Consider the following 13,096-nt stretch of genomic DNA (forward strand, 5'->3'; position numbering starts at 1 on the left):
GACTAATATAGACAGGCACGAATAGGCTGACACCCACATATGATAAAACTAATCTCTACGTCAAGAACAACGTCTTCCCGCAGCCGCTAGAAATTAATGATTCGCTCCGTACAGGCACACATAGGCAGATGCCCACATACAATGTACAACTGACGTTCTTGCGAGCATGGACGATGGTTCGGCATGAACCTGACGTTCTGCCAATACAGCATGGGGGGTACGGAGCATGGGATTTTTTACGGCTGTCGCTTTGTTCATTAAACAGTTAACACTGCTTGTATCGTATGTGAAAAACAACGCCTTTCCTCAACCGCTGAAGGAGGACGAGGAAGCCAAGCATCTTGCACTCATGGCAGAGGGCAATGCGCATTCACGAAATTTGCTTATTGAACATAATCTTCGCTTGGTCGCGCACATAGTAAAAAAATTCGATAATACAGGTGAAGATCTCGAGGATTTGATCTCCATCGGCACTATTGGCCTGATCAAAGCGATCGAAAGCTTCCAAACCGGTAAGGGCACGAAGCTCGCCACATTCGCCGCTCGTTGTATCGAGAACGAAATACTTATGCATTTGCGTTCCCTGAAGAAGACGCGCAAGGACGTTTCACTGCATGATCCGATCGGAACGGATAAAGAAGGGAACGAGATCACGCTGATCGACATCCTGGGAACGGAATTCGATGACGTGGCAGATAAGGTGCAGCTTAAGATTGAAAAAAGCAAAATATATAAAAACCTTGATATTCTCGATGACCGTGAGAAGGAAGTTGTCATTGGCCGTTTTGGATTAGTACATGGAGGAGAAGAGCGTACGCAACGAGAAATCGCGAAGGAGCTGGGGATCAGCCGCTCCTACGTATCGCGCATTGAGAAACGTGCATTGATGAAGCTGTATCATGAGTTTTACAAAGCGAAGAAATAGGTTTAAATAGTATAGCAAAATCTCATCGAAGCAGACGAATTCGCCGCCGGCGCTTCGAAAAGAGTCTTCCTTAAATAAGCAAGCTGAGGGCCGGAACTCCGTTGGGGTTCCGTTTTTTGGCATCTGCACCTCCTGGGAGTGGAATGGCGGCTTAATCTCACTTAATTTCGAATGTCGTGGAATGCACAAATTCATGTCGTCAAAGTGGTGGTGGGGAATCGTTAAGTTTGCTATGATTCAGAAACCGCGAAAAAACCGACAATAGGAAGACAGACAGGACTCTCGAGCCCGGCTCAATGGTCCTTTTACGAAGAGCATGGGGGAGAAGCTATTTGAAAATCATGCAAATTTCATGGAATTCGATTCGTTTCAAGCTGGTAGCGGGTCTGCTGCTTGTGACTGTCCCGCTGATTACCCTTCTTTTATACAATAATTTTTATAGCATGCGAGTCGTACACAACCAGGTAGCCTTATCCAATAAAAATTTGATTTCCTTATATATGGGGCAAATTGATACGCAGTTGAGAGATGCCGAACGTAACCTGCTCGGGTTAATGACTTCGGATTATGATGCTCAATCCATGAACCTTCCGGATTCAGAGGACGAGTATCAGTTGGCCAAGCACCAGGTTTCCCTTAAGCTTTCAAGCGATATTATTCTTTATAAATCGATTGATGCGTTTTTCGTCTACTCAAGCTCCAGGGACGACCTGCTGAACGTATTTAAATCGAACATCGAATTTGCCGAGCGGGATCAGGTCGAGCAGGAGCTGCATCGCATTCTGGGCAGTCATTCCAGCCTTGTCGAGACCGGAAGCCGGTGGTTTGTAAGGAAAATCGGGGAGAACTACTATGCCTTGCGCGTTCTGAGGTCTGGCGATCTCTATATCGGAGCCTGGGTCAATGCCAAAACACTGCTGGTTCCTCTCAACTTGATTGATTTGGGAAAGGAAGGGAGCGCGCTTCTGGTAAGTCATGCGGGAGAGCTCATGATCAGCACCAACACACTGCCGGACGAGCAGATTGATTTTACGAAAGGATTTGACCAGGTTTATATGTCCGGCAGCAAGAATAATTTGCTGATCGTTGGGGAACCTTCACAGGAAGGAAATTTTGGCCTGGCTGCCGTTATCCCGGACCGTCAAATTCTGCAGAACTTGCCGAATTTATCCCGCCTGACGCTGTTTATTTCGATCGTTTCCATCGCTTTGCTGCCGCTGAGCCTTTTTCTGCTTCGTCATATTTTACTGGTGCCGTTAAAGCGTTTGATTACAGTTATGAAGCGGATTAATGACGGTAATGTCAATGTCCGGATCGAGTCTCACAAGGCCTCCGAAGAAATTCAAATGGTGAATCAAACGTTCAATACGATGATGGCGCAAATTGAGGAGCTCAAGATTCATGTCTACGAGGAACAGCTAAGCAAGCAGAAGGCGGAGCTTCAGCATTTGCAGCTTCAGATTAACCCGCATTTTTTTATGAACTCGTTAAATATTTTGTTTAACCTGGCTCAAGTCAAAAACTACGAGCTGATCCAGGAGCTGACCTTATGCCTGGTTCGCTACTTCCGGTTTATGTTTCAAAGCAATTTAGCGTTCGTATCCTTGCGGGACGAGCTTCGGCATGTGCGTAATTACGTTCGCATCCAGGAGCTGCGCTTCCCGAACAGCCTCACTTGTTCTATAGAGGTGCCGGATTTTCTGGAGGACATGCCGGTGCCTCCGCTCGTGATTCAGTCATTTCTGGAAAATTCGATCAAGCATAGCGTCACCCTGGAAGAACCCGTTCATATCTCCGTGTCCGTCGATTTGAAGGAAGAAGGACTGGAGCCTTACATTGAAATTATTGTTCGTGACACGGGAAAAGGATTTTCGGAGCATGTGCTGTCCGAGATTCGTTCGGGAAATACGGTTAAGGACGAACAAGGGGAGCATATCGGAATCTGGAATGTTCGTCAAAGATTGCAGCTTTTGTACGGAGGTAAGGCATCGATTTCCTGCTATAACGGATTTCCTCAAGGGGCCGTCGTCGAAATCAGGCTGCCCTATCAAACCGAACGTCATGAAGGGGGTTAGAGGTCATGCTTCAGCTTCTTATTGTGGATGACGAGATTCATGCCGTCGAAGGCGTTCGCTCCGGGGTTAATTGGGATATGCTCGGAATTACGTCCGTATTTTCCGCCTTTACGGTTAAGCAAGCCAAGGAAGTGTTCGAGGGCGAACGCGTTGATATCATGCTGTGCGATATCGAGATGCCGCAGGCGAGCGGTCTGGAGCTGGCGGAGTGGGTGAGCGAGAGATACCCGCGGACGGTGATTATTTTCCTTACTTGCCATGCGGATTTTAAATATGCCAAACAAGCGCTCCAGCTCGGAAGTATCGACTATATGCTCAAGCCGATCCCGTTTACGGAGCTGGAGAAAACGATTCAGAAAGCAATCGAAAAAATTCACAAGGATTCGGAAACCGCTCAATTCAGCCAGTATGGCCAATTCTGGTTCCAGCACCAGCCGATGCTCATCGAGCGCTTCTGGATGGATCTTATCCACCAGGCGATTCCGCCCTCGGCGGAGGCGGTTCGGAATGCCGCCGCGGAACGCAATATTCCTTATGATGAAGCGATGACGTTTATCCCCGTACTCCTCAGCGTGCAAAGATGGCATAAGGAACTGACTTTGCGCGAAGAGAAAATTATGGAATATGCGCTTAAGAATGCCGCAGAAGAGCTGCTTGTTGGAAACAAGCGGAACGGCCAAACGATTTCGCTCGACGGCGGCAGCCTGCTGGCCATTTTACCGGCGGAAGGCCATGCCGAGATAGAAACGCTCCTGAAAAGCAAGTGCGAACGATATATCGAAGCTTGCGTGCAATATTTTTATTGCGATCTCTCCTGTTATATCGGATCGCCTGTACACGGGTATGGCATACACGGTATGGTCAATCGTCTTCGCGATGCGGAGAAAAGCAATGTGGCTTACAATAATAAGGTTTTCCTGGTTTCCAGTTTTTCATTACAATCCTCCCTTCATGAGCCTCCGAGCATGGGGTTATGGGCCGTTATGATGAAGGAAGGGGAGTTCCGTAAAGTGCTTCAGGATGCCACGGCCTATGTGGAACGAATGGTGCAGCAGGATGGGTTGGATGCCAGGCTGCTTCAACAATTTTATCAAGATTTTCAGCAGCTGATATATGTCGCTCTTCAAAATAAAGGGATTCAGGCCCATCAATTGTTTAGTAATAACGTTTCCTTGAATTTCTCCGAAAAGGCGACCCGCTCCGTTACGGATTTAATCTCATGGATGAATCATGCTATTGGCAGAGCAGAGGAATATGCGGATACCATCGAGCAGTCCGAGAGTGTGGTTAACCGCGTGATCAGCTACATTAATCGTCATATTGCCGAGGATTTGTCGCGTGAAGATATTGCGAATCACGTGTTCCTCAATCCTGATTATTTAACCCGCATTTTCAAGAAGGAGACCGGGATGGCTATCTCCGATTATTTATTTCAGGAGAGGCTTAAGCTTGCCCAGGAGCTGCTTGTCAAGACCGATATGCCGATAAGCGCAGTCGCCTCTCATATCGGCTATGCCAATTTTTCGCATTTCTCCCGGATGTTCAAGAAGCATACCGATATGAACCCTAACGAATACCGCCAGCTTTACCAGCAAACCGGGCGGTAACAGGTAGTCGGCAAATGCATAACGAAAAGTCGGGAACGGGGCAGAGTCGAGTCCGGGGAAAAGCTACAATAAAGCTATCTTCACTGCCGGGTCCACACATTACCGGAACCGGTTTCAACAGGTGAAAACAAATGCAAATGGGGGAGTTCAATGAAGAAGAGAGTATCAGCAGTAAGCACACTGACCATAGGAGCCATGCTCTTCTTATCCGCTTGCGGCGGTAATAACACAGGGGCGACTTCTAAAGCCGGGGATGCTCCCGCGAAGGAGACGGAGAAATTAGTTGAACTGAACGTTGCTTTTCCGATCTTCGGTTCGGTGCCGAAGGACTTGGCGGTGGTGCAGGAGTCCATCAATAAAATCGCCGAGCAGAAAATCAAGGCCACGGTGAAGCTGACCCCGATCAGCTTTGGGAACTGGGAGCAGCAGGTTAACCTCATGCTTAGCAGCAATGAAAAACTGGATCTTATGGTTGTGACGAGCAACCTGTATAGCGGCTTAGTGGCGAAAGGGCAGATTGTAGCGTTGGATAAGCTGCTGGAAGCACACGGTCAAGGCATTAAAAAATCGATGGATTCGGCTTATTTGAATGCCGCACAGATCGCCGGCTCCACCTATGCCGTTCCGACCATTCGGGATTTCGCCGCCAGCCAAGGGTTGACGATGCGCAAGGATCTGGTTGACAAATATCAAATTGATGTCAGCAAAATTCGCACGCTTGACGACGTGGAAGCTCTGTTGAGGCTGATCAAAGATAAGGAGCCGAATCTGACCCCGCTCGTCCCGGGTAATATCGGCCGAACCATGCTCGATTCGTATCGCTGGTTTGACACCCTCGGCGATTCGATGGGCGTCCTTCCGAATTACGACAATAATCTGAAAGTAGAAAATTTGTATGAAACAAAGGAATACGCGGATTTTGTGAAAAAGATGCGCAGCTGGTATTCATCCGGGCTGATTTTGAAAGACGCCGCGACGAATAAAACCTCCCAATTCGATTTGTTGAAATCGAATCGCGGATTCGGCTACTTCTCGAATATGAAGCCGGGCTTCGAGCAGCAGGAGTCGAAGAGCAGCGGCGTTCCGGTAGTTACGGCGAATCTGGTTCAGCCGGTATCTACAACGATGACTGTCACGAATATTATGTGGGGGATTCCGATTAACTCCAAGACGCCGGAGAAAGCGATGGAATTCCTTAACCTGATGTATTCCGATAAAGAAATCGTCAATCTGTTCGATTGGGGCGTTGAGGGAAAGCATTACACGGTTAAAGCTGACAATATGATTGACTATCCGGAAGGCGTTGATGCGAAAACGTCCGGCTACAGCTTAAATATGGGCTATCTGTTCGGCAATCAATTCCTCTCTTACGTGTTTAACGGAGAAGATGCGAAAATATGGGAGAAGATGGATCAGTTCAATAAATCGGCGATTAAATCGAAAGCGCTTGGCTTTACATTCGATGCCAGCGCCGTGAAGGCCGAGTATGCGGCAGTCTCCAATGTGGTTACCCAATATAAGCTTCCGCTGGAAACGGGCAGCGTTGATCCGGAGAAGACGCTCCCGGAATTCATCTCCAAGCTGAAATCTGCCGGAATCGATAAGATTATTGCGGAAAAGCAAAAACAGCTGGACGCATGGGCGAAAAGCAGCAAATAAGCACCACATCACCAATGCCCGCCAACCCGAAGGTTGAGCGGGCATTGGTACGCAAACAGCCAATTATAAAGAAAAGAGGACAAACCGATGCCACATACTATTCCGTTAAAGGATTGCTGGATGTTCACTAAAGAAAACCGTTCTTCCTACGCGAGCGAAGCTATGGAGGAGGGCCAGCCGGTCGCGCTGCCCCATACCTGGAACGATAAGGACGGACAAGGCGGAAGCGAGCCGTATTATCGGGGAGCTTGCTGGTATCAAACAAAGCTGGCGTTTACCGCGGAGGATTTGGAGAAGCACCGCTACTTGGAAATTGGAGCGGCCGGCAACATCGGCCATGTTTATGTCAATGGGCATCTTGCGGGTGAGAGCCGGTGCGGATATGCGATGTTCCGCGTCCCCTTGAGTCCTTATCTGAGAGCCGGGGACAATTTGATCTCCATTCGGGTGGACAACAGCTACGATAATGAAGTATATCCGCTTTTGGCCGACTTCACCTTCTTCGGTGGCCTTTATCGGGAAGTGAAGCTGCTCGTTATGGAAGATATTCATTTTGACGTTATGGACAAGGGGCGCGACGGCGTTTACTTGACACAGCATCCTTGTGGCGGAGGGGATTTTCAATTGGATGTGCATGGCTGTGTGGTGAATGAATCCTCCCGCGCCGTGCAAGCCTTTGTGAAGGTTCAGCTTAGGGACCAAGAGGGAACCGCCGTATGGGAGGACCACACGGAGGTAGCTCTGACGGGCGAAGCCGGGTTTGCTTTCCAGGGCCAGGTCAGCAGTCCGGTGCTGTGGAACGGCGTAGAGCAGCCTTATCTTTACAACGCCGTCATTACCGTAAGTGTGGAGGGACGAGTACTTGATTCCCGCCAAATTGACATCGGGTTTCGCACCGTTGAGCTGACTTCCGACCGCGGTGTGATATTAAACGGCAAGCCTATGCCTATCAACGGCGTGTGCCGTCATCAGGATTTTGGCGGCGTAGGCAATGCCATCACCAGGGAGCATATGGAGCTGGATATGGACATCATCAGGGAGGTAGGCGCCAACAGCATCCGGCTTGCACACTATCAGCATGACGACTATTTTTACAGCCTTTGCGACCGGTACGGCCTGCTGGTATGGGCCGAAATACCGTACATCAGCATACCGTCCACGAAGGACCCGGAAAGCCGCAACGCCTTCGAGCAACTGGAACGTCTGATCAAGCAAGCGTATAATCACAGCTCGATCTATTGCTGGGGCGTGCAAAATGAAATCACGATCGCCGTGGAGACGGAAAATACGTATCGAACGATCCAAAGCCTGGTCGAAGCTGCACGGCGGTTGGATGCCAGCCGGTTCGTCGCTCAGGCCAATATTAACGGAGTGGCGGATGACAGCGTCATTAACGGCTTCACCGACCTAGTCGGCTATAACCTGTACTACGGCTGGTATTACGGCGAGATCAAGGATTTGGGCACGAGGCTCGACGAGTTTCACCGGACAAGACCGGATGTTCCTGTACTCGTCTCCGAATATGGGGTCGACACCAATCCGGCTTATCATTCGTACACCCCGCAAGTTCAGGATTACACGGAAGAGTATCAGCTGATGTTTCATCACAATGCGCTGGAAACGTTTCGGGAACGGCCTTTTGTACTCGGCGGCTATGTGTGGAACATGTTTGATTTCGGAAGCGCGAACCGCAATGAAGGCGGTGAGAAAGGGAAAAATCTCAAAGGGCTTGTCACCATCGATCGAGCCCTGAGAAAGGATGCCTTCTATTTGTGCAAGGCCTATTGGTCCAAAGAGCCATTCGTGCATTTGGCCGGACGCCGGTTCGTCCGCAGACATCGGGAGCGCAACGATATCGTCATTTTATCGAATATGGATCATATCCGGGTTTATCACAATGATGTGCTGCTTGCAGAGATGAGGGGCGGTCAGCGCGTGTTCCAGGTGAAGGATGCTGCGCTCGTTCAAGGAGATAACCGCATCCGCGCAGAGGGTATTCGAGGGGAAAGCGTGGTTCATACCGATGAGATGCTGCTGACCCTCTCGGCGGAAGCGGACCCAGGCTATATCCATGTCAAAGAAGAGAAAGCCAAGCATGTCGTCAACTGGTTTGAAAACTTCGACCTGTCAGGCGGCGGGCAGATTGAGCTTAAGGACGGATATTTTTCCATCTACGATACCATCGAAGATCTCTACAGCCATGCCGAGGCCAAAGCGGTATTTCTCAAATATTTCGGGCATACGACAAACAATCCGTTCTTTGAGGTGACCCAAGGGGTGATGTCCATTGAGAAGATGTCCCAGCTCGCTTTTTACGAAATCCCTGCGGAATTACTGCCTGTTATCCAAAATGAATTGAACATTATACGGAAATAACGAATTCATTGCCCCGCTTGGCCCACTTGGCCGGCGGGGCTTTTTACTGGCGGTCGTCCGATAGTCGGCAAAGTGCCATCCGGAAGTCGTTGGAACGGTAGTGAGGGGCTCGGCCGATCGATTACTATGAGATTACGACAAAGAAATCTTCATCCGGCTGAAACAGAAAGGGGAAACAGGAATGGAAAAGCGCACGCAGAGCTTGGCGATAAAAAAAGTATGGAAATATAGCCCGCTCTATCTTATGATGCTGCCCGGCATTGTCTATTTGATAATCAATAACTATTTGCCGATGTTCGGACTCGCCATCGCTTTCAAAGACATTAACTTCGCGAAGGGGATATGGGGGAGCGACTGGGTTGGATTTCAGAACTTCAAGTTCTTGTTCCAGACGTCGGATGCCTATGAGATTACGCGAAATACGATATTATATAACGCGGCCTTTATCGTAATCGGTCTTGTCGTTGCGGTTGGTTTCGCGATTCTCCTGAATGAAATCAAAAGCAAATTTGCCTCGCGGCTGTACCAAAGCCTTATTATTTTGCCGTTTTTGATCTCCATGGTTTTGGTTAGCTACTTGGTGTTTTCCATGCTCAGCATCGAAAGCGGATTTATGAACAAGACGATCTTGCCGCTGCTGGGGATGGATCCGATATCGTGGTACAACGAGCCGAAATATTGGCCGGTCATTTTGACGCTGGTCCATACCTGGAAAGGAGCCGGTTACGCCTGCATTATCTACCTTGCGGCAATCATCGGTATTGACCCGGAATATTACGAAGCCGCGACGCTGGATGGAGCATCGAAATGGCAGCAGATTCGCATGATCACCATTCCGCTGATCACACCGGTCATCATCATGCTGACGCTCTTGCAGATCGGACGTATTTTCTACTCGGATTTCGGTCTGTTCTATCAAGTGCCGATGAATGCGGGCGCCTTGTTCAGTACGACGAACGTCATCGATACGTATGTATTCCGCGGCCTCCTGCAGCTCGGCAACATCGGGATGTCATCCGCGGCAGGCTTCTACCAATCGTTCGTCGGATTCTTCCTGGTTATCATATCCAACTATGTTGTGCGCAAAATTAATAAAGAAAATGCTCTGTTCTAGGGGGGATCACCATGAATCAAGAAAATCTGGCTTGGCAATGGGCAGCCCATACGGTGATGATCTTATTTTCGCTAGCGTGCCTGCTCCCGTTTCTGCTGCTCTTAATGTCTTCTGTCACCGATGAAACCACGATCCTGCAGCATGGCTATTCCTTCTTTCCCAAGCAATTCAGCTTGTCGGCCTATGAATATCTATGGGAGCAATCGGCGCTTATTTTTAACGCCTACGGCATTACCATTCTGATTACGGTTGTCGGCACCACGGCGAGCTTGGTTATCACGTCGATGCTTGCCTACCCGTTGTCGCGCCGGGATTTGCCGGGAGGCACATTCTTCGCTTTCTTCCTGTTCTTCACCTTGCTGTTTAACGGCGGCCTGGTTCCGACCTACTTGGTCTATACCCAGCTGCTGGATATGAAAAATACGCTTTGGGCGCTTATCGTTCCCGGACTGCTCATGAACGGCTTTAACGTTTTGTTAATGCGGACCTTCTTTTTGACCACCATCCCGGTGCCGGTTCTCGAATCGGCCAGTATCGACGGCGCTACCGAATTCAAGATGTACTATAAAATCGTCCTGCCTCTGTCTCTGCCGATTCTGGCTACAGTGGGGTTGTTTCAAGGGCTGGCGTACTGGAACGATTGGAATAACGGGTTGATCTATGTGACGGATCCGAAGCTGTTCAGCCTGCAAAATGTGCTCAATCGCATTATGAGCGACATCCAGTTCCTCGCCAGTAACGGCGACTTGGGTGCCAGCGTTGGGGAGAAGGTCGCCCAGCTGCCGAGCGAAACGTTTCGTATGGCGATTGCGGTCATTGCCGTCATTCCGATCCTCATCGCGTATCCGTTTTTCCAAAAGTACTTTGTGAAGGGCATGACCATTGGGGCAGTGAAAGGCTAATTCAAATTCAGGGATATAAGAAGGGAGAATGACGATGAACCGCGATTTGAAGCAATTGATTGCAGCCATGACATTGGAAGAGAAGGCCGGACTATGCTCCGGTCTCGATTTCTGGCATACCAAAGGCATCGAGAGGCTTGGCATCCCATCCGTCATGATGACGGACGGGCCGCACGGACTTCGCAAGCAGCGCGCCTCCGCCGATCATCTGGGGCTTTTCGACAGTGTGCCGGCCACCTGCTTCCCCTCCGCGGCAGGCTTGGCGACTTCCTGGGACAGGGAGTTATTGCGCAAGGTAGGCACTGCGCTGGGAGAGGAATGTCAGGCTGAGGAGGTTGCCGTGCTGCTCGGTCCCGGCGCCAACATCAAAAGATCGCCGCTTTGCGGAAGAAACTTCGAATACTTCTCGGAAGATCCGCACCTGTCCTCCGAGATGGCGGCGGCGCATATTCAAGGCGTGCAAAGTCAAGGGGTGGGGACGTCCTTAAAGCATTTTGCCGCGAACAACCAGGAGCACCGCCGGATGTCCACCGATGCGGTCGTCGATGAACGGACGCTGCGGGAAATTTACCTGGCAAGCTTTGAGGGGGCCGTCAAGCAGGGACAGCCTTGGACTGTGATGTGCGCTTACAATAAGCTTAACGGGGAGTTTTGCTCGGAGAACGAACGTCTGCTTACCGATATTCTGAAGGAAGAGTGGGGACACGAGGGCTTTGTTGTATCCGACTGGGGTGCGGTAAACGAGAGGGGTGAAGGTCTGCGGGCCGGACTTGAGCTGGAGATGCCGGCTTCTGCGGGTGCGGGCGACCGGAAGATTGTCGAGGCGGTTAAGAACGGGCGGCTTTCCGAAGACAAGCTTGACGCCGCGGTAGAGCGACTATTAAGCGTGATCTTTAAAGCGGTTGATCACAGGAAGCCGGATGCGGCCTATGATGCCGATGAGCATCACCGGCTTGCCAGGGAGGTTGCTCGTGAAAGCATGGTCTTGCTGAAGAATGAGGGCAATGTCCTCCCGCTGAGCAAGGAGGGCCGCATTGCCATTGTCGGCGCTTTGGCCGGACAACCGCGGTATCAGGGCGGCGGCAGCTCGCACATTAAACCGACGAGATTGGATGACATTGCCGGGGAAATCGCAAAGTCGGCGGGGAGCCGGGCAACCATTGCTTATGCGAAGGGCTACGAGCTGAACAGCGACGCTTCGGATGCGGCGCTCAGCGAAGAGGCGGTCCGGCTTGCCGGGGAGTCTGACGTAACGATTATTTTCGCCGGGCTGCCGGAGCATTACGAGTCAGAGGGCTTCGACCGTACGCACATGCGCCTGCCCGACAATCAGGTCAAGTTAATCGCAGAGATAGCCGCGGTTCAGGACCGGGTTGTGGTCGTGCTGAGCAACGGCGCTCCTGTCGAGATGCCTTGGCTGGGCAGTGTGAGCGGCGTTCTGGAGGCGTACTTGGGAGGCCAGGCCATGGGCGGGGCGATTGCGGATCTGCTGTTTGGCGACGCGAACCCTTGCGGCAAATTGGCCGAGACGTTCCCGGTACAGCTCAGCGATAATCCGTCTTACTTATTTTTTCCGGGAAATGGAGACCGGGTTGAATACAATGAGGGGATCTACGTCGGCTATCGCTATTACGATACGAAAAAGCTGCGTCCTCTGTTTCCGTTTGGGCATGGCTTAAGCTATACGAGCTTTGAATATTCCGATCTGACTGTAGATCGGCCGCAAATCAACGATAGCGACCAGCTGGTCGTTTCCGTTAAGGTTAGAAACGCCGGAAATCGGGCCGGTAAGGAAATTGTTCAACTGTATGTCCGTGACGCAGCAAGCCGTATATCCCGGCCGGATAAAGAGTTGAAAGGATTTGCGAAGGTCAGTCTGGAGCCTGGTGAGCAAAAGACGGTAACGTTTACCTTGAATAAGAGGGCATTTGCTTACTACCATGTTGGACTTAAGGATTGGTATGCGGAGACGGGTGAATATGAACTGCTGATCGGGAAATCTTCAGCGGACATTGTATTGAAAGAAACCGTTCATGTGACATCCACGACCTCCATCCAAGCAACCTTTACACGCAATTCAACCGTCGGCGATATCATGGAATATCCGGAATTGGCGCCTATTATAAAGGAGCTTGTGAAGCAATCTCCGTTCGGCTCTTCTGCAGACGGAGAAGGAGACAGCTTGTCTACCGATATGATGGAGGCTTTTCTGAAATATTTGCCGCTTCGAGGGCTGGCAGCCTTCAGCGGCGGCGCGCTGACAGAGGATATGCTGGATGCGGTCATCGCCAAGCTTAATAAGTAGAACCGTGCAAGCGGTGAAATCTTCATACTTCAATTGTGGCCTGCCATCCGGCAGGTCTTTTGAATTTTGCCGCATAAAATAAATCAATATAATTTTGCGAAAATAGACAAGCACCTTTGGGGATTGTAATCTA

At 50.4% G+C, this 13,096-nt stretch carries 8 protein-coding genes; all 8 read left to right on the forward strand.

What is annotated here, in order from left to right; genetic code table 11:
• Nucleotides 1–226 precede the first annotated feature (226 nt).
• The gene (gene sigK, locus BLR08_RS11540) at nt 227–925 is read left to right on the forward strand and encodes an RNA polymerase sporulation sigma factor SigK (protein ID WP_072329363.1); all 699 of its coding nucleotides are present in this window, start codon (nt 227–229) and stop codon (nt 923–925) included.
• 341 nt (nt 926–1,266) lie between these two features.
• Nucleotides 1,267–3,000, forward strand: coding sequence for a sensor histidine kinase (locus BLR08_RS11545; protein WP_256257527.1), 1,734 nt, complete (start codon nt 1,267–1,269; stop codon nt 2,998–3,000).
• 5 nt (nt 3,001–3,005) lie between these two features.
• The gene (locus BLR08_RS11550) at nt 3,006–4,607 is read left to right on the forward strand and encodes a helix-turn-helix domain-containing protein (protein WP_072329361.1); all 1,602 of its coding nucleotides are present in this window, start codon (nt 3,006–3,008) and stop codon (nt 4,605–4,607) included.
• Between the two features lie 150 nt (nt 4,608–4,757).
• Nucleotides 4,758–6,266 (forward strand): ABC transporter substrate-binding protein, encoded by a 1,509-nt coding sequence (locus tag BLR08_RS11555; protein ID WP_072329360.1) that lies wholly within the window; start codon nt 4,758–4,760, stop codon nt 6,264–6,266.
• 87 nt (nt 6,267–6,353) lie between these two features.
• Entirely contained in the window at nt 6,354–8,642 is a 2,289-nt protein-coding gene (locus tag BLR08_RS11560) for a glycoside hydrolase family 2 protein (protein WP_072329359.1), read from the forward strand.
• A gap of 181 nt (nt 8,643–8,823) precedes the next feature.
• Entirely contained in the window at nt 8,824–9,756 is a 933-nt protein-coding gene (locus BLR08_RS11565) for an ABC transporter permease (protein ID WP_072329358.1), read from the forward strand.
• An 11-nt stretch (nt 9,757–9,767) separates the two neighbouring features.
• Nucleotides 9,768–10,658 carry a carbohydrate ABC transporter permease gene (locus BLR08_RS11570; protein ID WP_072329357.1) on the forward strand — a complete coding sequence of 297 codons (891 nt, stop codon included), beginning with the start codon at nt 9,768–9,770 and terminating at the stop codon, nt 10,656–10,658.
• 34 nt (nt 10,659–10,692) lie between these two features.
• Nucleotides 10,693–12,963, forward strand: coding sequence for a beta-glucosidase (locus BLR08_RS11575; protein WP_072329356.1), 2,271 nt, complete (start codon nt 10,693–10,695; stop codon nt 12,961–12,963).
• Nucleotides 12,964–13,096: the final 133 nt, after the last annotated feature.

The sequence above is a fragment of the Paenibacillus sp. cl123 genome, from assembly GCF_900101595.1.
Taxonomy (GTDB): domain Bacteria; phylum Bacillota; class Bacilli; order Paenibacillales; family NBRC-103111; genus Paenibacillus_G.

Coding starts and splice junctions, on each gene's coding strand:
- sigK (WP_072329363.1), top strand. CDS start 227: ATGGGATTTTTTACGGCTGTCGCTTTGTTCATTAAACAGTTAACACTG.
- BLR08_RS11545 (WP_256257527.1), top strand. CDS start 1,267: ATGCAAATTTCATGGAATTCGATTCGTTTCAAGCTGGTAGCGGGTCTG.
- BLR08_RS11550 (WP_072329361.1), top strand. CDS start 3,006: ATGCTTCAGCTTCTTATTGTGGATGACGAGATTCATGCCGTCGAAGGC.
- BLR08_RS11555 (WP_072329360.1), top strand. CDS start 4,758: ATGAAGAAGAGAGTATCAGCAGTAAGCACACTGACCATAGGAGCCATG.
- BLR08_RS11560 (WP_072329359.1), top strand. CDS start 6,354: ATGCCACATACTATTCCGTTAAAGGATTGCTGGATGTTCACTAAAGAA.
- BLR08_RS11565 (WP_072329358.1), top strand. CDS start 8,824: ATGGAAAAGCGCACGCAGAGCTTGGCGATAAAAAAAGTATGGAAATAT.
- BLR08_RS11570 (WP_072329357.1), top strand. CDS start 9,768: ATGAATCAAGAAAATCTGGCTTGGCAATGGGCAGCCCATACGGTGATG.
- BLR08_RS11575 (WP_072329356.1), top strand. CDS start 10,693: ATGAACCGCGATTTGAAGCAATTGATTGCAGCCATGACATTGGAAGAG.